Here is a 23731-nt window from a genome sequence, read left to right as displayed (position 1 = left end):
TCACCTGATCGGCAGCACCCGGTTCCAGGCGCTCGGCCCCGCCGCCTCACCTGACCGGCGGGGTTCGACTTCAGGGGCGGCCGCCGGACCAGATGGCCTGCTCGGTCGGGGTGCTGACCGGGACGCAGGCGACCAGGTCGAAGGCCTCGGCCACCGGCTGCTCGGCCCACAGGTCCAGCAGTCTGATCTTGTCGGCGCCGAACCGGCTCGGGTCGGCGATGGTGACCCGTCCACTCGCCATCGCCGCCTCGATGCTCCCCGCGACCGGCGGCTCCAGCCCGACCTCCACCGTCTCCGCCATCGCGGGGGCGTCGGGCGCGAGCCGCCGGGTCGCCACCCGGCCGCCCTCGCAGGTCACGCCGACCGCCACGTAGTCGTCGCCGAGCATCGCCGACAGGTGGGTGCCGAGCACGTCGAACATCGGGTGCCGGCGCTGGATGTGCGAGTTGGCGGCGGCGATGATCACGCGGCCGGGCGTACGGTCGAGGATCCACTCGGCGGTGCGGGCCATCGCCGCGTCGCGAACGTTCAAACGTGCATATTCCGGCGCGCCTTCGACGGCGGCGGCTTGAGCGCGCAACATCTGATCGAGCAGAACGAGCAGGCGCACCTCGTGGCGGGCAACCGCGTCGGGCCGGTCGGGCAGCGCGTCGAGACGAGCGCTCAGCTCGGCCAGGGCCAACGTCAGCGCGTCCCGATCGATCAGCGCCATTTCCCGGTACGCCGAGAAGGCGGGAATCGTATAGGCCGACGCGAACTTCGACACGAGACGCCGTACCGCGGAGAGGGTGGAGCGAGGCGCGCCGGGCAGCCGGTCGAGGTGGTCGAGCGCCGGACCGAACGACCCCAGATCGCCCGGCAGGTCGAGTCCCCAGTAGTCGATTGAGCGTTCCTTCATCAGATGCAGCAGCTCGCGCATCTCCGAGCATTGCGCGAACCGGTACGTCATGCCGTCCGCGGGCGGATCGCCGGCGCCGCCCCGCATCCACTCGCGCACGGACAGGCCCTCGCTGAACCCGGATTCGAACGCGACGGTCGTGAAACCTGCACGCTCGTGCAGAAAACCGATCAGCTCTTGTCGAAGTGAGTGGTATTCGCGCACGAAGTGAGCGGACTCGCCGATCGCGACCACGCGCGCGTCGCCGATTCGCTCAACCAGAGGCCCCAAGTCGATCCGCATGGGGCCCGACCCTAGCGGTATCCACAACCCGGCCCGGACGCGACGGTTCTGTGGGCCCAGCCAGGCCCTCGCGGCGTCTCGGCAACGTGATGGTTCCCGTGGTTGTCCACAGGATGAACTATCCGCATCGGAGAGCATCGCTTCATGGCATGTCCACGGGTCGTCCGGTAGACACAAGGGACATGAGAAGACTTCTTCTTGGGGCGGCGCTGGCCTCGGTCCTGGTGCTGAGCTACGCCGCTCCGGTTTCCGCCCATGAGCGCTCGTTACGGGTCGCGACGTACAACCTTTCGCTCAACCGGTCGTCCGAGGGGCTGCTGCGTGAGCATCTGGCCAACCCGGCGGTGGATGACGTGTACCGGCGGCAGGCCCGCAACGTCGCCGAAGTGATCCAGCGCGCGCACCCCGACGTGGTGCTGCTCAACGAATTCGACTACGACCCCGAGGCGGCGCGGTTGTTCGAGCGCAACTTCCTGGCCGTGTCGCAGAACGGGGCGCCGGCCCAGCGCTACCCGTACCGCTTCGTGGCTCCCTCGAACACGGGTGTCTCGACCGGGCTCGACCTGAACAACAACGGCGTCGCCGACACCACGCCGGGCGACCAGGCGTACGGCGACGACTCATACGGCTTCGGTCTCTTCCCCGGCCAGTACGGCATGGTCGTGTACTCGAAGTATCCGATCGACAGCCAGGCTGTCCGAACGTTCCAGCGGTTCAAGTGGAAGGACATGCCGGGCAACCTGCTGCCCACCGACTTCTACTCACCGGCCGCGCAGGCCGTGCTGCGCCTGTCGTCGAAGAGCCACTGGGACGTCCCGATCCGGGTCGGCCACCGCACGCTGCACTTCCTGGTGTCGCACCCCACTCCCCCGACGTTCGACGGCCCCGAGGACCGCAACGGCCGCCGCAACCACGACGAGATCCGCTTCTGGGCCGACTACGTGACGCCCGGCAAGCGTGCGGCCTACATCTACGACGACAAGGGCCGCCGCGGTGGTCTGCGTCCCGGTCAGCAGTTCGTGATCGCCGGCGACCAGAACGCCGACCCGAACGACGGCGACTCCTACGACGACGCGATCAACCAACTGCTGGGCCACCCGCTGATCAACACGCGCACCACGCCGTCGAGCGCGGGCGCGGCCGAGGCGGCCGTCCTGCAGGGCGGCGCGAACAGCACGCACGTGGGCGACCCGCGCTACGACACGGCCGACTTCGCCGACACCGCCCCCGGCAATCTGCGGGCCGACTACGTACTGCCCCGCAAGGGTTTGAAGGTGACCGGTTCGGGCGTGTTCTGGCCGGTGCGGGCGGACCCGCTCTCCCGCCTCAGCGGCGTCTTCGACCCGGTCTGGTCCCCGGTCAACGGCTTCCCGACCTCGGACCACCGCCTGGTCTGGCTCGACCTCAAGCGCTGACCCACCCGCTCCGGCCGCCGGCCCACGGGCCGGCAGCCCACGGGTCGCGGCCCACGGGTCGGCGGCCCACGGTCGGCGGCCCACGGTCGGCGGCCAATCAACATTGACTGTACATATTGACGGAATCAATGCAGTCAACATGAAGCGTGCACATGACGCCCGGGGCCGACCCCGACCTTCGCCGCGATGTCCCGCACCGGCGCCTCGGTCCCGTCCGCCACGGACACGGCCGCCGCCGCGAGTCAGGCCGCGTCAACGCCGAAACAGTGCTGACCGGCTTCTGACCCGCCAGGCCTACGTGGGGCTCACGAAGCTGAGGGCAGGCTGAGGATCATGTAAAGAAACTTTGACCTCGTGTCGGTGTTTCTTTACCTTGAGTGGCATGACACGTGAGGAGCGGCGGGCCTGGAGCCTGGCCGTGACCAGCCTGATCGCCTATGCGGTCTATCTGCTGGTGCTGTTGAGCGGGGCGGCCTACGTTCCGGCCCTGCTGTGGACGATCGGCGGGGCGATCGTCGTGAACATCGCCGTCGACATCTTCTTCGGGCGCGAGCACGAGGCCGACCAGCGCGACCGCGAGATCGGCCGGTTCGGTGACCACATCGGCCAGTCGATGATCGCCATCGGGGCCCTGGCGGCGCTGGTGCTGGCGCTGGTCGAGGCGCGGTATTTCTGGATCGCCAACGTCATCTATCTGGCGTTCGTGCTGTCCGCGGTGCTCGGGTCGGCGGCCAAGGTCGCCGCCTACCGGCGGGGCTTCCACCCGTGGTGAAGCCGACCAGCATCACCAACGAGATCCGGGCGCTGCGGTTCGCGGCGGGCGAGATGACGCAGGCCGACCTGGCCCGGCGCATCGGGGTCACCCGCCAGACCGTGATCGCCATCGAACAGGGCCGATACTCGCCGTCACTCGAGATGGCGTTCCGCATCGCGCGGGTCTTCGGGGTCGGCCTCGACGACGTCTTCCAATACCCGGCGGAGGAGCCCTCGTGAAAGCCATCGTCCACGACACCTACGGCAGTGCCGACGTCCTGCACCTGGCCGAAGTGCCCAAACCCACGATCAAACCCGAAGAAGTTCTCGTACGGGTCCACGCCGCCGGCGTCGACCGCGGCGCCTGGCACGCGATGACCGGCCTGCCGCACATCGCCCGCCTCGGTTTCGGCCTGCGCCGGCCGCGCAACCGCACCCCCGGGCTCGACCTGTCCGGCACGGTGGAAGCCGTAGGCGCCGAGGTGACCGACTTCCAGCCGGGCGACGAGGTCTTCGGCGAGGGGCCGAGCAGCTGGGCCGAGTACGCCAGGGTCAAGCCCCACCGCCTCCTGCACAAGCCACCCCACTTGACTCACCCCCAGGCCGCGGTCATCCCCACGTCAGGCGCGACCGCCCTGCACATGCTTCTCCTCCCCCGCGCCACCCCCGGCCGAGAAGGCGCCGGCCGAGAAGGCGCCGACCCTGCCGCGCGCCGGGCCGCGGGTCGGGCCGCGGGTCGGGCCGCGGGTCGGGCCGGCATCGGGAGGGCTTCAAACCCGGGCCCCGGGCGGGAAGTCCTGGTCATCGGCGCCGGCGGCGGGGTCGGGTCGTTCGCGGTGTTGCTGGCCAAGGCGAACGGCGACACCGTGACCGCGGTGTGTAGCACTACGAAAGTCGAAGCCGTCCGGGGCTTCGGAGCGGACCGGGTCATCGACTACGAGCGGGAACAGCTCACCGGCTCGTACGACCTCATCGTGGACATCGCCGGAAACCGCTCCCTGTCCCAGCTACGGGCCCTGCTCAAGCCGCGGGGCACCCTGTCGATCGCCGGAGGGGAGCAGGGCGGCCAGTTCCTCGGCGGTCTGGAACGCAACCTGAAGGCGCTGTCGTTGTCACCGTTCATCAAGCAGACACTGCGCGCCCCCATCGTCATCGCCAAGCGGGACGACCTGGCCGCCCTGACGTCGATCCGGTCACCGCTGCAACGCACCTATCCGCTGGAGGAAGCGAGCATCGCCATGCACAGCCTGGCGACCTCGCAAGTCACCGGAAAGATCGCCTTGACGATCTAGCGCACCCCCCAGGGTCCGTTTCACAACTGTGTGGGGGGCGACGCACGGCCCAGTTCCGAAACGGACCCGGCAGTGGGCTGCCAGCAGCGATGCGCGGCCGCATCTGAACGCGCGGGAGGCGGGGCGGGGGGAAGTTTCGCGAATCCTCCACAGGATCCACACCACACGGCGCCGGAAAGCTGGTGGGGTTTGTGGATGACCGACCAGATCGCGTACATGGATGTCGCTGCGGCCACTACTGCCGGGATGTCGTACAAGCGGCGGCTACTCGAGTTGCTGGGGATAACTTCCGGGCAGACGGCTGTGGATATCGGGTGCGGGCCGGGCACCGACCTCGGGGCGTTGCTGGAAGCGGTGGGCGCCGACGGCCGCGTCATCGGGGTCGACCGGGATCCTGGGATGGTGGGCGAGGCGCAGCGCCGCCATCCCGGGGCCGACGTGCGGCGCGGGGATCTGCACGAGCTACCGCTGGCCGACAGCAGTGTCGACGCCATCAAGGTGGACCGGGTGTTGCAACACGTCGACGATCCGCAGGCTGCGATGGCTGAGGCCCGGCGGGCGCTGCGGCCGGGCGGCCGGTTCGCGATGGCCGAGCCCGACTGGGACACACTGGCCGTCGCCGACCAGGATGTGGAGACCAGCCGTGCCTTCGCTCGGTTCAACGGCCGTCAGGTGCGCAACTCCACCATCGGGCGCGAACTTGTGCGCTTGTGCACCACCACCGGCTTCCACATCCGTTCGGTCGAACCGGTCTCCATCCTCTTCCGCGACTTCCCCACCGCCGACCGCATTCTCGGCCTGAGCCGCAACTCGGCCCGCGCCGTGGAGAACGGCGACCTCGCCCCCGCCGCCGCGCAGACTTGGCTGAACCGCCTCGAAGCGAACCCGCTCATCGCCGGCTTCACGTTCTACTTAGTGGTAGCCGAGGCCTGACACTCGGCAGCAACCAACGCCGAACACCCCGCCTCAACGCCTGGACGTGGTCGAAGCTGCCGATCGGCTGACGGAGGTCAGTCGGCGAAGATGCGGGTGAAGATGTCGTCGATGACGTCGCTCTTGGCCATGGTGTAGTCGGGGTTTTGTTCGGCGGCCAGGCGGCGTTTGGTGGCCGCGTAGAGGTCGCGATCGGCCGGGTGGGTGCGCAGCCAGTCGCGGAAGAGGCGGTGGCGCACCGCCTCGGCCGCGTCGTGCGGCCACACGTGGACGTGGATGTCCTCGTCGCCGCCGATCAGCATGCGGTGGCCGTGCCACCACGGTTCACGCAGCAGCAGGTGGTAGCCGAGCGGTTCGAGCGGCGGGACATACAACGCCTCCTGCGCCGAGTCGTGCACCACCACGTCGACGTCGATGATCGGCTTGGCCGGCAGGCCGGGCACCGAGGTCGAGCCGACGTGCTCGACCGACCGGGCGTGGTCGCCCAGCGCGGCCACGATCCCGGCCCGGATCTCGGCGTACCGGTCGGCCCAGGCCGGGTCGTAGTCCTCGATCACCACCGGTGACAGCCAGCGCCGGGGTGTCGCGGCCACCAGGCCGGGTTTGCTGTCGCCGGCGATCCGGTTCTTGATCTCGGGCGGGTAGTCGGGCATGGCGCACCTCCGGGATTTGGGAAGTCGGCCAGACTATCCACGGCCCGCGAGCCCGCGGTAGCGAATAACCGCCTACCGCGCGGTCAGGGTCAGCGCCTGCCGTCGCTGGTGGACGGTCATGTAGCGCAGACCGGCCGCCCCGGCCAGGAAGCCGCGGCGTGACCCCTTGGGCAGCCAGGCGATCTGGCCGGCGTTCAAGGCGACCTCGCCGGCCTCGGTGACCATCGTGCCCGACCCGTCGACCACCAGCAGCAGCACGTCGACCTCGCCCCCGGCGTGCTCGGCGATGCTGTCGCCGGCCGGCAGCTGGACGATGTTGGCGTCCAGGGTCTGATTCGCGGCGGGGGTGGGAGCGAGGCGTGGTCCAGATTTCGTCTGGTGGTGGCCCGTGGAAGCTCGGCTCCCGGTGTTGGAACCGGGCTTCCACGGGACGCCGCCAGGCGGGATCTGGGCCTCGCCGCAGCCCCGCCCCCGCCGCGAATCAGACCCTGGGATCGCGCCGGCCCATCTGCAGCTTCCAGACGGCGCCGGCGGCGTCGGGGGCGGCCTCGACCGTGACCTCGCCCAGGATCCGGGCCGGTGGTTCGGCCGACAGCCGAGTGATGCGAATCTGCCAGACCGGGCCGCGCTCCACGTACTCCCAGCCGTAACCGCCGGCCCAGTCGCGCTCGAACTCGTCCCGCAGGTGGCGCGGGTCGTGATTGTTGACCAGGACGAACGACTCGCCCACGGCCAGCGCGTCGAACGCTTCGAAGATCATCGGGTGCTTCTGCGGCTTGGGGACCGGGCGGACGTCGACCTGGGTTTCACTCATGGCTACGTTTATACAAGCATGATTAGTATAAACACAGGGTGACCCGGAGCACGGTGACTTTTACACGGCCCGTACATGTATAAAATCGGATCATGAACGGCACCGCAGCCGCCCTGACCTTCGTCTGGCTCGGCATGATCCTCGCCATCTCGTTCCTGGAAGCTCCCCTGAAGTTCCGGGCCCCGGGCGTCACCCTGCCCATCGGCCTGGGCATCGGCCGCCTGGTGTTCCGCGCCCTCAACGGCGCCGAGATCGTGCTGGCCGTCGGGCTCGGCGTGTTCGTCGCGGCCGGACAGCCCGGCGCCGCCGCCACCATCGCGGCCGGCGTCGCGCCGGCCCTGCTGCTTGTCCAGCTTCTGGTCGTACGCCCCCGGCTCAGCCGCCGGACGGCGCGCGTGCTCGGCGGCGAGCAAGGCCCCCGGTCTCACGCCCACATCGCGTACGTAATTGTCGAGACGGCCAAGGTAGCCGCCCTGATCACCGCGGGCGCGCTGCTGATGGTGGCCTCCGCCTAGGAAGAGCTGGACGGCCGGTAGTTGACCTGGCAGCGGTAGGGCGAGACGAACGGGATCAGGTCGGTGACCTCGAGCGCGGCCCCGGCCTGCTCGGCCGCCCCCTGCATGAAGCCCAGATGCAGCGCGCAGGTGACCCGGTTGTGCGGCTCGACCACGTCGAGGAACGGGCAGTTGCGCAACGAGATCTCGCCCCGCCCGGCCTCGGGCTCGAAGCCCAGCTCACCCAGCATCCGCACCAGCCAGGCCACGCTCTGGGCGGTGGTCATCGACCGTGGCGGCGGCACCGTGGACCGTACGCCCCAGCGCCGCCCGATGGCGGCCGCGGCCGCCGCCGGATCGGGCGCCTCGGCCAGCTCGGCCGTCAGGATGTCGGCCAGGAAGCGGTAGTTGCGGGGGCCGGCCGGATCCATGCCGCGATGCGCCCGGTACATCAACGGCGGCCGACCCGGCCCGCTCGGCTCGCTCTCGACCAGTTCGACCTGGCCGGTCGCGGTCAGGGCATCGAGATGGAACCGGGCCGTGTTGACGTGCACGCCCAACCGGCGGGCGATCTCGCCGATGCTGAGCGGCCCACCGGATTCCTGCAGCGTCCGCAGGACGTCGAGCCGACGCCCGCTCACGACACACCCCGTACGCGCATCGGACCAGTTTACCTCGGAAGTACTTGTATAAAATACCGCTAAGATCATCGATCCATGGGCATGCCTACACCGACGCCTCTGATGGGGCTGGTCACCGGGTTCTGGAGTTTCAAGACGTTCGCCGCGGCGGTGGAGCTGGAGCTCTTCACCAAGCTGGCCGGCGGGCGCACGATCACGGTCGCCGCGGCCGAGCACGAGCTGGGACTGCCGGACCGTCCGGCCGATCTGCTGCTCACCGCGTGCGCGTCGCTCGGTCTGCTGGAGCGGCACGGCGACGGCTACCGCAACACCGACCTGGCCGAGGAGTTCCTGGTCAAGGGCAAGCCGTACTACTTCGGGGGCCAGGTCACGTACTGCGACCAGCGCACCTATCTGCCCTGGCACCGGGTCGGCGAGGCGCTGCGCTCGGACCGCCCGCTCACCTGGGATCCGGCTACGCAGGAGTCCATGTTCGACACGGCCGACCCGCAGATGCTGGAGAGCTTCTGGGGCGCGATGTACTCGACGTCGATCTTCACCGCCAAGTCCCTGGCCGAGCACGTCGACCTCGGCGGCAGCAAGCGGATGCTCGACGTCGGCGGTGGCTCCGGGGCGTACGCCATCGAATTGTGCCGTGCTCGGCCGGGCTTCCAGGCCACCGTGTTCGACCTGCCCCACGTCTGTGAGATCGCCGCCGGCAACGTGGCCGAGGCGGGTCTGAGCGACCGCATCACCACCACGGCCGGCGACTTCCTCACCGGCGACAGCCTGCCCGGTGGGTACGACGTGGTGCTGTTCAGCATGATCCTGCACGACTGGGATCAGCCGACCAATCAAAAGCTCTTGAATCAGGCGTACGAGGCCCTGCTGCCCGGCGGCCGGGTCGTGATCTCGGAGCTGCTGCTCGACGCCGACCGCACCGGCCCCGCGCCGGCCGCGCTGATGGGCATGAACATGCTGATCGAGACCGAGGGCGGCCGCAACTACTCCGACGCCGAATACACCGCCTGGCTGGCCGCGGCCGGCTTCACCGGTATCCACACCGTCCGTTTCGACGCGCCCGGCGCCAACGGTGCGGTGATCGGCGTCAAAAAGGCGGCTTGATCAGGTTCAGCAACGAGGCCGGGTCCTCGACGTGCGCGTTGTGACCCAGCCCGGGCAGCGCCCTGACTCCGCTCGAGGCCGGCACCATCCGGTCGTGCTCGCCCCGCGCGAGCACGACCGGCACCGGCGACGCGGCCACCAGCGCCGCCACCCCGGGCTCCCCCACCCCGAAGGCCCGCTGATCGAAGGCGGGCCGCCAGCCCGCGTCGGTCTCGACGACCGCGGCCTCGGGCGCCTCGAACATCAGCCCCTCCACCCCGGCCACCCGCAGATGCCGTTGCGCGGCCTCGCCCCGGGTCGCGTAGAGCGGGGCCGGACGCTCGGCCAGCGCCGCCGCCCGGGCCAGTTCCTCGTCGGTCCAGGCCGTTTTGACACCCAGCCCGACCACTGCCAGTACGCCCGGGCAGGTAGCCAGGTGCAGCCCGACGACCCCGCCGAACGAGTGGCCGACGATCACCGTGCCCCGCGGGTCGACCAGGCCGGCCACAGCTGCAGCGACTTCGGCGAACGAGTACGACGGGAGCGGCGGCGATCCCCCGTGGCCGGGCAGGTCGGGCGCCACCCAGGACGCGTCCCCGAGCACCGCGGCCAGGCCGGACCAGACGTCGGCGGTGGCTCCGAGACCGTGCAGCAACAGATAGGTGGGCGGCGACTCGCCGCCACTGAGCACACGCAGATCGGTCACCCGGACAGCATGCCCCACCCGTGCCTGAGATCCCCGTCACGCGTGCGCCTGACTGTCAGGAACCTCCCAGCTCACGCATAACAAGAAGGGGTGATCGCACCCAGTACCGTGGCCGGGTGAAATGGACCAGGAAGACGACGCTCGCGATTTCGGCAGCCCTCGTGGTCCTCGTGGTGGCAGCGGTCGTGTTCGTGCGGCGCGACTCCTCGCGCGAGACCGCCGGCGCCACCCCCACCACCGGCTCGAGCACCCAGCCCACCACCTCGGCGACCCCGGCCGAGACGCCTTGGACGGGCACCTGGGCGGTGGCCGTGCAGAACGGCGGCCGCGGTTTCGAGCGGCAGACCGTACGGCAGGTCATGCGCACGAGCGTCGGCGGTGACACCGTACGCATCAAGCTCTCGAACGAATTCGGCAGTGACCCGCTGACCGTCAGCGCCGTCTACCTCGCCGGCCACCTGCAGACCAGCCGGGTCGACCCGAACACCAACGCGCACGTCACCTTCGACGGCAACGACTCGGTGACCATCGAGGCCGGCCAGACCAGGGTCAGCGACCCGGTCGCGTTCACCCTGCCCGCCGGGGGCGACGTCGCGGTCAGCGCGTACGTCCCGGAGCGCATCGGCTCGGTGACCCAGCACGCGTTCGCCAACCGCAACAACTACGTCGCGGCGGGCAACCAGAGCACCAAGGGCTCGCTGTCGGGCGTGCAGACCTTCGACACGTACGCGTTCCTGGCCGGCATCGACGTGCAGAACGCCGACGCCGCGGGGGCGGTCGTCACGCTGGGCGCCTCGATCACCGACGGCTTCGACTCGACGTTCAACGAGAACCGGCGGTGGCCCGACCAGCTGGCCCGGCGCCTGGTCACGGCCGGTCAGCCGGTCGGCGTGCTCAACGCCGGGATCAGCGGCAACATGCTGCTGTCCGACGGATCCGGGCAGAGCGCTATCAACCGGTTCGACCGCGATGTTCTCGGTCAGACCGGCGTCAAATGGGTCGTCGTCTCCGACCTGGCGATCAACGACCTCGGTGGCGAGAACCCGAGCGGCGAAGACCTGATCGCCGGAATGCAGCAGCTGATCCAGCGCAGCCACGACGCGGGCATCAAGATCTTCTGCGCGACGCTCACGCCGTACAAGGGCGCGGGCTACTGGAGCGACAACGGCGAGGCGGGCCGGGACGCCCTGAACGACTTCATCAAGGCCGACGGCAGCGGCTGCGACGCGGTGATCGACTTCGACGCGGCCACCCACAACCCGGCCGACCCGACCAGCTACAACAGCCGGTTCGACACGGGCGACCACCTGCACCCGAACGACGCCGGGATGGAGGCGCTGGCGGCCGCGGTCGACCTCAAGCTCTTCAGCTGAGCGGCCGGTTCGTTTTCTCAGCCCGGTGACAGCCGACAGCGACTAGGGTCGGCGGCCATGGATCTCGCGAGCATTCCCAGCCCGTCCACCGCGGTGTGGGAGCTGGGGCCGTTCCCCGTGCGGGCGTACGCGCTGTGCCTCGTCGCGGGCATGGTGGCCGCCGGTTGGATCATGGAGAGGCGGCTGCGGGCGCGGGGCGCCGCGCCCGGGACGGCGCTCGACATCGCGACCTGGGCAGTGCCGTTCGGCATTCTCGGGGCCCGGGTGTATCACGTGATCAGCTCGCCGCAGGCCTACTTCGGGGCGGACGGCGACCCGGTCAGCGCGCTGTACATCTGGCAGGGCGGGCTGAGCGTCTGGGGCGCGGTCGCCGGCGGTGCCGTCGGGGCGTGGATCGCGGCCCGCAAGATCGGGATGCCGTTGAGCATCGTGGCCGACGCGCTGGCTCCGGGGCTGGCGGTGGGACAGGCCGTCGGGCGGCTCGGCAACTGGTTCAACAACGAGGTCTACGGCCAGGTCACCACGCTGCCGTGGGGCCTGGAGATCCACGACATGGACACCGGGCAGCTCCGGCCCGATCTTTACCACCCGACCTTCGCGTACGAGGCGTTGTGGTGCCTCGGTGTGGCCGCGCTGGTCCGGTGGGCGGATCGGCGCTTCGGGCTGGGACGGGGACGGGTGTTCGCGCTCTACGTGATGGGCTACACCGCCGGACGCCTGTGGATCGAGATGCTGCGCATCGACGAGGCGAACACGTTCCTCGGCCTGCGCGTCAACGTGTTCACCGCCGCCCTCGTGTTCCTGGCCGCCCTGCTCTACTTCATGACCGTCCGCGGCCCGCGCGAATACCTGCTCGCCCTCGGCTCCGCAGAGCCGCCGAAGTCCGCAGAGCCGCGAAAGTCTGCAGAGCCGCAGAGGTACGAAGTGGTCACAGCAGAGGATTTCGAACGGTCCCGGACTTAAGCCGCGCCCTTCGCCGGTGAACGCGTCGTCCGCGGGCGCGGCCAACCGAGCGACCGCGGACCCGCGGCGGCGGGAGAGCGCCCCAAAACGGTGGCGAGGGCCTGCCACGAAGAAAATCGCCCCGGGCGGTCGCGGGCCTGCAGCAGGGAAAGGCGGCCCGGCCGATCGACCCCGCGCGCCTCCGGCGGAGGGAGAGCGCAAACGGTCGAGCGTGTTTTCCCGAAGGAAGACCGCCCCTGGGCGGTCGCGCGGGCCTGCCGCGAAGGGAAAGCGCCGGGGCGGTCTCGCGGCCCCGGCGCGAAGAGAGAGCGGCCTGAGCCGTCGCGAGGTCCGGGCGCGCTCTAGGCAGCGCCGCCGTTGGCGTACAGGGTCTGGCCGTTGATCCAGCGGCCGTCGGGGCCGGCCAGGAACGAGACGCTGCGGGCGATGTCGTCCGGGGTGCCGAGGCGCTCGAACGGGTTGGTCGCGGCGATCCGGTCGATCAGCTCCTGCGGCTTGCCGTCGGTGAACAGCGGCGTGTCGGTCGGGCCGGGGGCCACGGTGTTGACCGTGACGTCGCGGCCGCGCAGCTCGCGGGCCAGGATCAGGGTCATCGCCTCGACGGCGCCCTTGCCCGCCGCGTACGCCGCGTAGGTCGGCTGCTGCAGCCGCACCACCGAGGTCGAGACGTTGATCAGCGCACCCCCGCGGCGCAGGCGACGCGCGGCCAGCTGCGACACGACGAAGGCGCCGCGGACGTTCGTGCGCATCATCCGGTCGAAGTCGTCGAGCTTCATGTCGACGACGGGCGCCAGCAGCATGATGCCGGCCGGGTTGACCACCACGTCGACCCCGCCGAAGCGCTCCTCGGCGGCGTCGAACATCGCGGTCATGGCCTGCTCGTCGGCCACGTCACCGCCGTACGCGAAGGCCTGCCCGCCGTCCGCCGTGATCTTGGCGACGACATCTTCGGCCGCGGCCTGGTTGCCCGCGTAGTGCACGACCACGGCCAGCCCGTCGGCGGACAGCCGCTCGGCCACCGCCCGGCCGATGCCGCCCGACCCGCCGGTGACGATCGCAACCCTGCTCATGGTGATCATCCCTCACGTCTTGTAGACAAGCTGTCCATTTAAAAGTAGACGGCCTGTCCATATACTGCAAGCGTGAGTGATCCACAGAACGGGCTCCGGCGTGGTCGCGGCCGCCGACCGGCCGAGGCGGTGCGAGCCGCCGCGCTGACCGCCGCCGGCGAGATGCTGTTCGAGACCGGCCTGCCCGGCCTGACCTTCGACAAGATCGCCCAACGGGCCGGCGTCAGCAAGATGACCCTGTACAAGTGGTGGCCCTCCCCCGGCGCCCTCGCCTTCGAGGCCTACTTCACGGCCGTCGAGCCCCGCCTGGCCTTCGACGACACCGGCGACATCGCGCACGACCTGCGCAGTCAACTGCGTTCCTTCGTACGCCTGCTGACCGCCGAACGCGGCGGGCCGGTGATCGCAGCCCTGGTCGGCGCCGCCCAGCACGACCCCGACCTGGCCGCCGTGCTGGCCGAGCAGTACACGATCCCCCGCCGCACCCTGGCCGTCGACCGCCTGCGCCGCGCCCAGGAAGCGGGCCAGATCGCCCCCGACGTCGACCCCCAGGTGGTGGTCGACCAACTGTGGGGCGCCTGCTACCACCGCCTGCTGATGCCGGCCGAGCCTCTCACCCTCGAGTTCGTCGACGCCCTGCTGCGCAACCTGCTGCGCGGCATCGCTCAACCCGTGGCCGGCACTACCTCCGGGGCCTCGGTGTAGCGGCTGCTCAGGCGGCGGTAGGGGCGGCTGCGCAGGGCGATCGTGGTGGCGATCAGGCCGGCGATGCCGGTCAGGACGAAGACCAGGGCCAGGCCGCGGGCCGAACCGGTGCCGAACCAGGAGCCGATCAGGCGGGCGCCGGCGCCGTCGGTCATGTACGGGATGAAGACGAACTGGGCGATGGGGGCGATCAGGAAGGCGGTCAGTGGGGAGGCGGCCTGTTCGACGCTCTGGGCGAAGCCGAAGACGCGGCCCTGACGCTCGTAGGGGACGACCTTCTGCAGGATCGTCTGTTCGGCCGCCTCGGCGTACGGGACGACCAGCATGTACGCGTACAGGCCGACGGCCAGCCAGATCACCGAGTCGCGCAGGGGGAAGAGCAGGGTCACCGTCCAGCAGACGATGTTGACCAGCAGCAGCAGGCGGACCGGGTTCTTCCCCAGGCCGGTCCTCGAGATGAGCAGGCCGCCGACGATGAAGCCGGTGCTCAGCACGCCCCACAGCAGGCCCCAGCCCTGGACCGACATCATCGAGAGGCCGTACGCGTCGAGCAGGGCCATGAAGATGCCGCCGAGCAGGTTGTTGAACGCCGAGAAGATGATCAGGGCGGTCAGGCCCGGGACCTGCCCGATCACCCGCATGGTGCCGCGCAGGTCGATCTTGCTGGTGGCGGGAGCGGGATCTCCCGTGGCCGCGACCACCCCGGCCGGCTGGGCGGGGGCTGCGGCCGCCTCGGTCAGGCCGTCGGGGACCCGTACGAGAAACAAATGCACGATCGACAACGCGAGCACGACCACGGCCACCACGAGCACCCAGAACATGCCGCCCAGGGCCACCAGCAGGCCGCTGATCACGGACGTGACCAGGAACGACACTCCGCTGGCGGTGCCGACGAGGCCGTTCGCGCGGTCGCGGGTGCCCTCCTCGATGAGCGCGGTCACCATCGTGGGCAGGGCGATCGTCCGGATGTTGCCGGCGATGACCCCGATCATGAGCAGCACGATGAGGATCCACAAAGGGATGCTGGCCGGATCGCGGAACTCCTCGCGCGGGGTCACCTGGTAGAGGACCAGCGCCACCACGTACAGGGTGAGCGACACCCCGGCCGAGATCTGCATCATCAGCTTCTTGGGATGGTGGTCGACCAGGCTGCCGAACCAGATGCCGGTCAACGCCGTGAACACCAGGAAGATGCCCGAGATGACGCCGGTGGCGAAGACCGAGCGGGTCTCCAGATAGGTGTAGAAGGTGATCGCGAACCAGACCGTGAAGTTGGTGACGGACACGAGCAGCGTGTTGACCAGCAGCTGATAGAAGACGCGCACGTGACCTTGGATAGCCCCCATGGCCCTGACCCTATGACCTGAAGCACCCTTCAAGTCCACCGCATTGTGGTGTGAGACTGGGGTGCTCCGCGGGAAGGAGGGGACATGTTCGACCACTTCGTGGTCTCCGTTGTGGTTTGTCCGGTGCTGGTGGCACTGGCCGTACGCTGGCTGGCCGATCGGCTGCGCCCGGAGGCGGCGGTCACCGTCCTCGTCCTCTCGATGGTCACAGTGTCGGCCGCGTGCCTGGTCAGTCTGGGCGCGTTCGCCGTCAAGGCCGTGGCCGAGGTGCACCGGGTCGGGGTGTGGCTGGGCTATTCGGACGCGGTCGTGCGAGCCGACACCGAGCGGGAGCCGTGGGTGTCCGTCCTGTCGGCCACGCTGCTGCTGGTCGCCGTGGCCGGGATGTTCCGGGTCTGGCGGCTGCACCGGCGCGAGCTGACGGTCGCCCGCGAGTTCCGGGGGCTGCCGGTCGACGCCGACCGGGTCACGATGATCGACGACGCCCGGGTCGAGGCGTTCGCCGTGCCCGGCCCGCCGGGACGGGTCGTGGTCACCACCGGCATGCGCTCGGTCCTCGACGACCAGCAGTACAGCGCGCTGCTCGCCCACGAACGGGCCCACCTCGATTCCCGGCATCACACCCTGGTTCTGTACGCCCGGCTGGCCGCCGCCGTGCACCCGGTGTTCTGGGGGCTGACCCGCCGCATCGACTACCTGGTCGAACGGGCCGCCGACGAGCGCGCGGCCGAACAGCTCGGCGACCGCCGCGTGGTAGCCCGGGCCATCGGCGCCGCCGCCCTGCGCGCGTCGGAGGCCCGGCTCGGCCTGTCGATGACTCCCGGACGCCGTGACCTGCGCGGGGCCGGCGTGGTCCCGCGGCGCGTGGCCTCGCTGCTCGCCCCGCGATCCGCCGCCCGCCTACTGATGCTGGTCGCCGTGCCGGTCGCCCTGGCCGCGGGCTCGGTCGTCTGGACCGGCGAGTGCGTGGCCGACCTGGGCGAACTGCTGTACGCCGCGGGCATGCTGCACTGATCTGCCGTCACGTCTCACCGGACCGGTGCTCAACCTGCGTGACGACAACACCGGCTGTCGGATCCTCGAGGTACGCACTATCACCGCCAGGGCCGCGGAGTCGACGTGACCTGCGTTACGACCCTCCGACCGGCGTCCTCAGGCCGTGGCGGGCGATGCCTGGCTGAGTAATCTGGGTCGCCGGAACGAGGTGTGAAACGGGGACAGGAACGTGAACGAGGCCGACGCGAGGAAGCTCGCCACCGACCTGATGGCCAGGCACGGGCTGACCGGCTGGCGGCTGGTCTTCGACAACGCGCGCACGCGGGCCGGGGTGTGCCGCTTCGACCGCCGCCAGATCGGCCTGTCCCGGGTGCTGACCGCGCTGCACTCCCAGGAGCAGGTCACCGACACGATCCTGCACGAGATCGCCCACGCCCTGACCGGCCCCGGCCACGGCCACGACCGCGCGTGGCGGGCCACCGCCCGGCGCCTCGGCTGCTCACCGACGCGCAGCATCCCGGCCGACGCGCCCCGGGCAGAGGGCGCGTGGGTCGGCAGCTGCCCGGCCGGCCACCGCGTGACGGCCCACCGCCGCCCGATCCGCGTCCGTTCGTGCCCGACATGTTCCAAGGGCTTCGACCTGTCGGCCCGCTACACCTGGACCCGCGACGGCCGCCCGGCCCCGATGCACCCCCGCTACGAGAGCGAACTGGCCCGTTTGCTCGCCCAGCCCCCGAAAGCGGCGGTCACCGCCACACCGGTCCGGGTCGGCGAACGCGTACGCCTGACCGGCCCCGGCAAATACCACGGCCTGACCGGCACGGTGCTGAAGCGTGGCCGCACCCGCTACCAGGTCCAGACCACCGCGGGCCTGCTCAGCGCCCCGTTCCACGCCGTCCAGCCGCTGCTCGCGGACTGAGGCCGCCGACCCGGCAGCCGAGGGGGTTGCGAAGATGCCGATCTATGGAGTCGCATAGACGTCCACCCCCCTCACCCGCTGGACGCGACGATGCAGAAGCACGACATAACGATCGACGTCGAACACGCCGATGTCCTCAAGCGGCCGGCCGATGTTCTGGTCCTGAAGTACGCCCAGCAACTCCACGGGGTCGACCGCTTGGTGGCCTCGATGCTGAGGGCCGACGCCACACGGATGCCCGCAGTGGGTGCCTACCTCGCCGTTCCGGGCCGGGACCCTCTGGCCGCCGGTCAGGTGCTGTTCCTGGGCGTGCCGGCCATCGCCGACTTCGGCTACCGCGAAATCCGTGCCTTCGGCGAACGCGCGCTGGCCGGGGCCGCCGAGCAGTGCCCGGATGCGCAAGAACTCGTCATGACCATCCATGGCCCCGGTTTCGGTCTGGACGAGATCGAGGCGTTCGATTCCCAACTGGCCGGGGTCTTCGACGCCATGGACTCGGGCCGCATGCCCGGCCGCCTGCGCTCGGTGGTGTTCGTCGAGAAGGATGAACGACGGGTGCGGCGTCTCCGCGACGCCCTGCGGCGCATCGTCCGCACATCCAGCGTCCCCGCGCGTTCACCGTTCTCCGCTCCGGGCATGGATGACCGCATCTCCCGGCACCTGCGCTCGGTCGGCTACGACGCGCCGCAGAAGGACCGCGTCTTCGTGGCCATGCCGTTCGCCGATGAGTTCGAAGACGTCTTCCACTTCGGCATCGCCGACCCGATCCGGCGAGCCGGACTTCTCTGCGAGCGCATGGATCAGATGCAGTTCGTCGGCGATGTGGTCGCGGCGATGACCGCCCGCATCGCCGCCTCGCGACTGGTCGTGGCCGAGCTCACCGGGAACAACCCGAACGTCTACCTCGAGGTCGGGTACGCCTGGGGCCGCGAGATCCCGACCGTGCTGCTGTGCCGGGACGCACACGAGGTCAAGTTCGACGTACAGGGCCACCGCCACCTGCGCTACAAAAGCATCAAGGACCTGGCCGACCAGCTCGGCGATACCCTGGCTGCCCTGGTCGGCTCCACATCGAGCCGGAAAGCCACCACCTGGCGACGCGGCGCCTGACGGCCCGGCTCAGGACGACGTCCAGTAGAGGGCGCGGGCGAACTGGGCGTGAAGGCCCTTGGGGTGGGCGCGGAACAGGGGTTCGGTGCCGAAGAGGACTGTGCGACTGCCGGCGGCCGACGTGCCCGAGATGATGGAGGGCTGGCCCGCGGCCTGGGCCGGGCCGCCGGCGCCGGGTGCGGTCGGCAGCCAGTGGCCGGCCACCAGCGGGTTGGTGGTGGCGTAGCGCTGCTCGACCGTGAAGCCGGTGCCGGTGAACCAGAGCGGTGAATAGACGAACGAGTTGGGCAGGGAGCCGGCGCCGATGATCGGGCCCGGGTTGTCGACGGCCACCACGCCGTTGGCGTCGCCTCGGCCCGCGTTGACCGTGGCCGGGAGCAACGCGGTCGCGGTGTTGAAGGCGGCCCCGGTGGCGCCGCGCGTGACCACGCCGCCGCCTGCGGCCAGGAAGGCGTCCACCGTGGCCCTGCCGGTGGCGTTGAGCTGGGTGTAATTCAGGCCCGAGCTGACGATCAGCGTGTCGATGCCGGTCAGGGTGGCGCCACCGTTGAGCAGGGCCGTCGACACCGGCTGGACGTCGAAGCCCATCTCGCGCAGCACGAACAGCTCGTCGGCGGCGACCGCGGCGGCCACGTTCGGCTTGGTGAAGGGGGTGCCGCCGGGGGTGCGGCGGGCGGCCTCGAAGCGTACGCCGAATTGGTCGGCCACGTCCTGGGCCTGGCGCCGTGCGCTCGCCGGGACCACGACGGTGTCGGCGTCGGCCCGGGTCAGCTTCACATCCCGGTCGAGCAGGGCGTTCACGGCCCGTACGTCGGAGCCGTCGCGCAGGGTGAGTGACAGCTCCTGGCCCTTGCGGGCGGTGACCGCGCCGGTGGCCGTGGCGGCGGACACCGGCGCGGAAGCAACTTGCGGAGCGGCGTGACGGCTGATGTCGACGGGAGCGCCCCAGAGCAGCCGGTGGCTCCAGCCGGAGATGTCGTACATCTGCGGCACCAGCGCCGAGATGTCACGGCCGGCCTCGAGCATGACGTTGGCCAGGCCACGCTTGGGCTGATGCATGTCGACCACGTACGTGCCGGCGGCGTAACGCTTGCCGTTGAGCGGGAACGGGCGCAGCGCCTTCTTCACGCGCACGTCGTGATCGACCAGCAGGTTGACGAGGCGGGCCGCGGCGGGGGTGCCGGCCGGGATGACGTACGCCCGGGGGAAGGTCGTCGAGTAGCGGTCCTCGGGACCGAAGCCGGGCACGAAGCCGTCGGGGATGCCCGGTGACGGCGCGCCCGCCCAACCCCGGCGGAACTGCTCGATCTGGCCGGCCAGCAGTGATGCGCGGTTCTTGTCGGCGTACGCAAGGGTGGCAGTGATCGTCGCATCGACCACCTGGGTGTTGATGGCGGAGCGTCGCTGAAGTTCGGCCACGGGCTGCGATGTGTACTCGCCGCGGTTCACCTGGAGTGGCACCTCGACGGTGTGGCCGATCGCGCCCTGATACATGGCATACATCGGGGTGAAGATCGGTGGCCAGTCGTCCCAGTCGCCCGGCGCGTAGTCGCGGAACGGGATGTCGGCGCGCTGCGTCTCCGCGTGGCCGAGCCGCTGGATGGCCGACTCCATGCCGAGCGCGTTGGGCAGGGCGTGCTTGATGTAGAGGTCGTACTCGTAGTTCTGCCCGTGCGGTGGCGTCGCCGGCTCGATCAGCGTGGTGCCGGTGTAGCCGTGCTCGTCGAGCATGATGAACGGCTGGGTCGCGAGCAGCACGTCGCGCACGGCCCGCGACTCGGGCTGCGAGCTCGTCGCGTGGTCCCGGTTGATGTCGAAACCGGCGCCGTTGGCCCGCGTGCCGGCGATCCGTCCGTCGGGGTTGTTGGTGACGGTCACATACACCCGCGTACGCCGGAGGAACGCGGCCGTGGCGGGGTCGGTGGCCGTGGCGAGGCGCTCGATGACGCGCAGCGCGCCGTCGGTGCCCTCCCATTCGTCGCCGTGGATGTTGCCGTTGATCCAGACCGGCGTCTTGTAGTTCCGGGCCAGCTCGCGGTCGCGCGCGGCGGCCCGCGGGTCGTCCTCGATGAGCGCGCGCCACTTGTCCTGCCGGGCGGCTTCGGCGGCGGTCTCGGGCGCGGTCACCGTGGCCAGATAGAGGTCGCGGCCCAGCGCGGAGTGGCCGACGACCTCGGCCGAGACGCGCTTCGACGCTGCCTGCAGGGCATTCAACTTCGGAGCAATTCCGTGGTACGGGATGAGACCCAGCTTGATCGACCGGTCTTCCGCGTTGACCGGCGGCAGGGGCAACCGGTGCTGCCGCGGATAGCCCTGTTTCGGCCGCGTTTGCGAGACCGCCGACAGAACCGAGACGGGAGGCGCCGTCAGAGAGGCGACCTCGTTGCGTTCCGGCCCGTTGCCGAAGTCGCGGGTCGAAGGCGGGTCGGCTTCCCGGGCCACCGAAGCGGAGGCAGGTGCGACGATCAGTCCGGCGGTGAGCAGCGCTGCGCAGAGTCGGGCGAGGTCCACAGTGCTCAGCCTCACCCATACGCCGACGGCGCCGCTCATACCGTTACGGTCATATCGCGACGCCGCCGAGCGGACAGGGTCAGAAGGCGGCGAGCACCGAGCCCTGGTACTTGTCGTCGATGAACTTCTTGACCTCGGCCGAGTGCAGCAGCTTCTCGAGCTTCACGACCCGGGCGTCGGTCTCCTCGCCCGTGCGGACCACGAGCAGGTTCGCGTACGGGTTGTCCGCGCCCTTCTCCAGGGCCAGCGAGTCGGTGGCCGGCTTGAGGCCGGTCTCGATCGCGTAGTTGCCGTTGATCACCGAGATCGCCGTGTCCTCGAGGCTGCGGGGCAGCTGGGCCGCCTCGAGCGCCTTGAACTCCAGGTTCTTCGGGTTGGCGGTGATGTCCTTCTCGGTGGCCTTGACGCCCACGCCGTCCTTGAGGGTCAGCAGGCCGTTGGCGGCGAGCAGGTTGAGCGCACGGCCCGAGTTCGACGGGTCGTTCGGGATGCCCACGACGCCACCGGCGGGCACGTCGGCGATGTTCTTGACCGTCTTGGAGTACACACCGAGCGGCTCGATGTGCACCGGCTTGAGCGCGGTGAACTTGTAGCCCTTGGCCGCGACCTCTTCCTCCAGGTACGGGATGTGCTGGAAGTAGTTGGCGTCGAGCTGCTTCTCCTGCAGGGCCACGTTGGGCTGGATGTAGTCGTTGAACTCGACGATGTCGAGCTTGAGGCCCTCGGCCGAGGCGAGGTTGTCGGAGATGTACTTGAGGATCTCGCCGTGCGGGACCGGGCTGACGCCGACCTTCAGCGTGTCACTCGCGGACGAGGAGCCGGAGCCGCCTTCGTCGTCGGAGGAACCGCAAGCGGCCAGCCCCAGCAGGAGCGTCGCGGACGTGAGGACGGCAGCAAGGGTGCGGCGCATTCTCTTCAACAACCTTTCTTCCCTCGATGTGACGACGCGGCAGTCTGCCGGTGCGACAGAACGACGGGTTATCGGTGGGACAAGCGGCGGACGAGAAGGTCGCCCGCCATCTGGACGAGTTGGACGAAGACGACGAGGACCACCACGGTCGCGATCATCACCTGCGTGTCGAAGCGCTGGTAGCCGTACCGAATGGCGAGGTCACCGAGCCCGCCGCCGCCGACCACCCCGGCCATGGCCGAGTAGCCGACGAGGGCGATGACGGTGATGGTGAGACCGGCCACAAGCCCGGGCCGGGCCTCGCGCAGCAGCACCTTGCCGACGATCTGGCGGCGAGTGGCGCCCATCGCGGTGGCCGCGGCGACGACGTCCGGCGGCACCTCACGCAGGGCGGCCTCGACGATGCGGGCGAAGAACGGGATGGCGCCGATGGTCAGCGGCACGATCGCCGCGTCGGTGCCGATGGTGGTGCCGACGACGGCCCGGGTGAACGGGATGACCGCCACCAGCAGGATGATGAACGGCAGCGAGCGGGCCACGTTGACGACGAAGCCGAGCACCGACGACAGCGCGGGCGCCGAGAGCATGCCGCCGGGCGCGGTCAGCACGAGCAGGATGCCGAGCAGCAGACCGCCGACCGCGGTCAGCACGGTCGAGACGAAGACCATCCACGTGGTCTCCTGCAGGCCGACCCAGAGCAGGTCGGTCAGTTCGGAGGTGGTCACGACGCAGCTCCCCGGATGTCGATGTCGGTCGCGGGCCCGGTCGGCTCGGGCCGGTCGACGGGTTGCGCGACGGGCTCGGCCACGGGCGGGCTGACCTGGGCGCCGCGCTCGCGCAGGAAGTTCAGGGGCGCGTCGTCGCCGGCGGGCAGAGCGAGCCGGAAGCGGCCGGCGCGGGTGGCGGCCAGCTGCTCGACCGAGCCGGCCAGGATCCGGACGTCGAGGTCGAAGCGCCGGGCGACCTCGGCCAGCAGCGGCGCGTCGGCCTCGGCGCCGCTGACGGTGACGTCGACGACGGTGTGCCCGTCCAGCGCGGTCGGGGCGTCCAGCGGGAACAGCCCTCGGGCGAGCTCGGAGCCCGGCCGATGCAGCAGGTCGGTGATGGCGCCGGACTCGACGAACCGCCCGTCGCGCATGACCGCGGCCGACTGGCAGATCCGCTTGACCACTGTCATCTCGTGCGTGATGAGCAGGATCGTCAGGTTGAGGCGCTGGTTCAGGTCGAGCAGCAGCCGCAGGATCGACTCGGTCGTTTCGGGGTCGAGGGCCGAGGTGGCCTCGTCGGAGAGCAGCACCTTGGGCCGCGCGGCGAGCGCCCGGGCGATGCCGACGCGCTGCTTCTGCCCGCCGGAGAGCTGACTGGGGTACGCGTCGGCGCGCCCGCCGAGTCCCACGAGTTCGAGCAGTTCGGCCACCCGGGCCCGCCGCTCGTTACGCGGCACGCCGGTCACCTCAAGGGCAAAAGCCACATTCCCCGCGACCGTACGCGAGGAGAGCAGCGCGAAATGCTGGTGGATCATCCCGATCCCGTGCCGGGCCAGGCGCAGCGGCTGCCGCTTGAGCGCGGTCAGCTCGACCCCACCCACGGTGACCGTGCCCGCGTCGGGCCGCTCCAGCATGTTCACGCAGCGCAGCAACGTGCTCTTGCCGGCCCCGCTCTGCCCGAGCACGCCGAACACGTCACCCTCGGCCACCCTGAGGTCGACCCCGTCGACGGCCACGACCGCCCGGTCGCGCCGCCCCTTGGCCCGGTAGGTCTTCCGGAGCCCTGCTATCTCAATCACGTACGTCCCTGTCATGCGTGGTTGACGAGCCCGTAAGACCTACAAATCCCATAGGTTTCGAGACATCGATAAAGTAGC

The 23731-nt window shown here is 70.1% G+C and carries 24 protein-coding genes and 1 pseudogene; 13 read left to right on the top strand and 12 right to left on the bottom strand.

Features of this window, described 5'->3' with window-relative positions; all coding sequences use genetic code 11:
• Positions 1–70 precede the first annotated feature (70 nt).
• Entirely contained in the window at positions 71–1180 is a 1110-nt protein-coding gene (locus M1L60_RS07345) for an erythromycin esterase family protein (RefSeq protein ID WP_253236546.1), read from the bottom strand.
• A 182-nt stretch (positions 1181–1362) separates the two neighbouring features.
• On the opposite strand from M1L60_RS07345, the gene M1L60_RS07340 reads away from it, so the two are divergent.
• From M1L60_RS07340 to M1L60_RS07320, 5 genes are all read left to right on the top strand, one after another.
• Positions 1363–2595, top strand: coding sequence for an endonuclease/exonuclease/phosphatase family protein (locus M1L60_RS07340; protein WP_253236545.1), 1233 nt, complete (start codon positions 1363–1365; stop codon positions 2593–2595).
• 382 nt (positions 2596–2977) lie between these two features.
• Positions 2978–3367, top strand: coding sequence for a hypothetical protein (locus M1L60_RS07335; RefSeq protein WP_253236544.1), 390 nt, complete (start codon positions 2978–2980; stop codon positions 3365–3367).
• Positions 3361–3588, top strand: coding sequence for a helix-turn-helix transcriptional regulator (locus M1L60_RS07330; RefSeq protein WP_369077213.1), 228 nt, complete (start codon positions 3361–3363; stop codon positions 3586–3588). Before M1L60_RS07335 ends, M1L60_RS07330 begins: the two co-directional genes overlap by 7 nt.
• Complete coding sequence (locus M1L60_RS07325; RefSeq protein ID WP_253236543.1) at positions 3585–4640, top strand: NAD(P)-dependent alcohol dehydrogenase; 1056 nt, start codon at positions 3585–3587, stop codon at positions 4638–4640. The genes M1L60_RS07330 and M1L60_RS07325 overlap by 4 nt, the downstream gene beginning before the upstream one ends.
• Positions 4641–4835: 195 nt before the next feature.
• The gene (locus M1L60_RS07320; protein WP_253236542.1) at positions 4836–5573 is read left to right on the top strand and encodes a methyltransferase domain-containing protein; all 738 of its coding nucleotides are present in this window, start codon (positions 4836–4838) and stop codon (positions 5571–5573) included.
• A gap of 77 nt (positions 5574–5650) precedes the next feature.
• Here M1L60_RS07320 and M1L60_RS07315 read toward each other — a convergent pair whose 3' ends face one another.
• The 3 genes from M1L60_RS07315 to M1L60_RS07305 all read right to left on the bottom strand — a co-directional run bounded on the left by M1L60_RS07315 (position 5651) and on the right by M1L60_RS07305 (position 7040).
• Complete coding sequence (locus M1L60_RS07315; RefSeq protein WP_253236541.1) at positions 5651–6226, bottom strand: GrpB family protein; 576 nt, start codon at positions 6224–6226, stop codon at positions 5651–5653.
• A gap of 72 nt (positions 6227–6298) precedes the next feature.
• Positions 6299–6484, bottom strand: coding sequence for a hypothetical protein (locus M1L60_RS07310; protein ID WP_253236540.1), 186 nt, complete (start codon positions 6482–6484; stop codon positions 6299–6301).
• A 223-nt stretch (positions 6485–6707) separates the two neighbouring features.
• Positions 6708–7040, bottom strand: coding sequence for a DUF2249 domain-containing protein (locus M1L60_RS07305; RefSeq protein ID WP_253236539.1), 333 nt, complete (start codon positions 7038–7040; stop codon positions 6708–6710).
• A 92-nt stretch (positions 7041–7132) separates the two neighbouring features.
• Between M1L60_RS07305 and M1L60_RS07300 the strand changes: the two genes are divergently transcribed.
• The gene (locus M1L60_RS07300) at positions 7133–7555 is read left to right on the top strand and encodes a hypothetical protein (protein WP_253236538.1); all 423 of its coding nucleotides are present in this window, start codon (positions 7133–7135) and stop codon (positions 7553–7555) included.
• Here the strand turns inward: M1L60_RS07300 and M1L60_RS07295 are convergent.
• The gene (locus M1L60_RS07295) at positions 7552–8175 is read right to left on the bottom strand and encodes a helix-turn-helix transcriptional regulator (RefSeq protein ID WP_253236537.1); all 624 of its coding nucleotides are present in this window, start codon (positions 8173–8175) and stop codon (positions 7552–7554) included. The genes M1L60_RS07300 and M1L60_RS07295 overlap by 4 nt on opposite strands.
• Positions 8176–8256: 81 nt before the next feature.
• Here M1L60_RS07295 and M1L60_RS07290 point away from each other — a divergent pair, with 81 nt between their 5' ends.
• The gene (locus M1L60_RS07290; RefSeq protein ID WP_308208432.1) at positions 8257–9279 is read left to right on the top strand and encodes a methyltransferase; all 1023 of its coding nucleotides are present in this window, start codon (positions 8257–8259) and stop codon (positions 9277–9279) included.
• Here the strand turns inward: M1L60_RS07290 and M1L60_RS07285 are convergent.
• Positions 9263–9964 (bottom strand): alpha/beta fold hydrolase, encoded by a 702-nt coding sequence (locus M1L60_RS07285; protein WP_253236535.1) that lies wholly within the window; start codon positions 9962–9964, stop codon positions 9263–9265. The two genes, M1L60_RS07290 and M1L60_RS07285, sit on opposite strands and share 17 nt — an antisense overlap.
• 116 nt (positions 9965–10080) lie before the next feature.
• Between M1L60_RS07285 and M1L60_RS07280 the strand changes: the two genes are divergently transcribed.
• Both M1L60_RS07280 and lgt read left to right on the top strand, forming a co-directional pair.
• Positions 10081–11337, top strand: a complete 1257-nt coding sequence (locus tag M1L60_RS07280; RefSeq protein ID WP_253236534.1) for an SGNH/GDSL hydrolase family protein — start codon at positions 10081–10083, stop codon at positions 11335–11337.
• Positions 11338–11394: 57 nt separating this feature from the next.
• Positions 11395–12511 (top strand): annotated as a pseudogene (gene lgt / locus M1L60_RS07275) (prolipoprotein diacylglyceryl transferase); the annotation flags it as partial.
• Between the two features lie 130 nt (positions 12512–12641).
• On the opposite strand, the gene M1L60_RS07270 reads toward lgt, so the two are convergent.
• Positions 12642–13370, bottom strand: coding sequence for an SDR family oxidoreductase (locus tag M1L60_RS07270; RefSeq protein ID WP_253236533.1), 729 nt, complete (start codon positions 13368–13370; stop codon positions 12642–12644).
• A gap of 72 nt (positions 13371–13442) precedes the next feature.
• On the opposite strand from M1L60_RS07270, the gene M1L60_RS07265 reads away from it, so the two are divergent.
• On the top strand, positions 13443–14075 hold the full coding sequence (locus M1L60_RS07265; RefSeq protein ID WP_253236532.1) for a TetR/AcrR family transcriptional regulator: 633 nt from the start codon (positions 13443–13445) through the stop codon (positions 14073–14075).
• Here M1L60_RS07265 and M1L60_RS07260 read toward each other — a convergent pair.
• Positions 14036–15421: an MFS transporter gene (locus M1L60_RS07260; protein ID WP_253236531.1), complete on the bottom strand. Its 1386-nt coding sequence runs from the start codon at positions 15419–15421 to the stop codon at positions 14036–14038. The two genes, M1L60_RS07265 and M1L60_RS07260, sit on opposite strands and share 40 nt — an antisense overlap.
• 84 nt (positions 15422–15505) lie before the next feature.
• Between M1L60_RS07260 and M1L60_RS07255 the strand changes: the two genes are divergently transcribed.
• The 3 genes from M1L60_RS07255 to M1L60_RS07245 all read left to right on the top strand — a co-directional run bounded on the left by M1L60_RS07255 (position 15506) and on the right by M1L60_RS07245 (position 18446).
• Positions 15506–16435, top strand: a complete 930-nt coding sequence (locus M1L60_RS07255) for a M56 family metallopeptidase (protein ID WP_253236530.1) — start codon at positions 15506–15508, stop codon at positions 16433–16435.
• 211 nt (positions 16436–16646) lie between these two features.
• Entirely contained in the window at positions 16647–17336 is a 690-nt protein-coding gene (locus M1L60_RS07250; protein WP_253236529.1) for a SprT-like domain-containing protein, read from the top strand.
• Positions 17337–17426: 90 nt separating this feature from the next.
• On the top strand, positions 17427–18446 hold the full coding sequence (locus tag M1L60_RS07245; RefSeq protein ID WP_253236528.1) for a hypothetical protein: 1020 nt from the start codon (positions 17427–17429) through the stop codon (positions 18444–18446).
• Positions 18447–18455: 9 nt separating this feature from the next.
• Here M1L60_RS07245 and M1L60_RS07240 read toward each other — a convergent pair whose 3' ends face one another.
• The 4 genes from M1L60_RS07240 to M1L60_RS07225 all read right to left on the bottom strand — a co-directional run bounded on the left by M1L60_RS07240 (position 18456) and on the right by M1L60_RS07225 (position 23653).
• Positions 18456–20957, bottom strand: a complete 2502-nt coding sequence (locus M1L60_RS07240; protein WP_253236527.1) for a M14 family zinc carboxypeptidase — start codon at positions 20955–20957, stop codon at positions 18456–18458.
• A gap of 79 nt (positions 20958–21036) precedes the next feature.
• Complete coding sequence (locus M1L60_RS07235) at positions 21037–21867, bottom strand: MetQ/NlpA family ABC transporter substrate-binding protein (protein ID WP_253236526.1); 831 nt, start codon at positions 21865–21867, stop codon at positions 21037–21039.
• 68 nt (positions 21868–21935) lie between these two features.
• A complete protein-coding gene (locus tag M1L60_RS07230) occupies positions 21936–22592 on the bottom strand; it encodes a methionine ABC transporter permease (RefSeq protein WP_253236525.1) in 657 nt (218 codons plus the stop codon).
• A complete protein-coding gene (locus M1L60_RS07225; RefSeq protein WP_253236524.1) occupies positions 22589–23653 on the bottom strand; it encodes a methionine ABC transporter ATP-binding protein in 1065 nt (354 codons plus the stop codon). The genes M1L60_RS07230 and M1L60_RS07225 overlap by 4 nt, the downstream gene beginning before the upstream one ends.
• Positions 23654–23731: the final 78 nt, after the last annotated feature.

It is taken from the genome of Paractinoplanes aksuensis (assembly GCF_024137025.1).
Taxonomy (GTDB): Bacteria; Actinomycetota; Actinomycetes; order Mycobacteriales; family Micromonosporaceae; genus Actinoplanes; species Actinoplanes aksuensis.
This window is presented reverse-complemented; position numbering and strand designations above follow the sequence as displayed.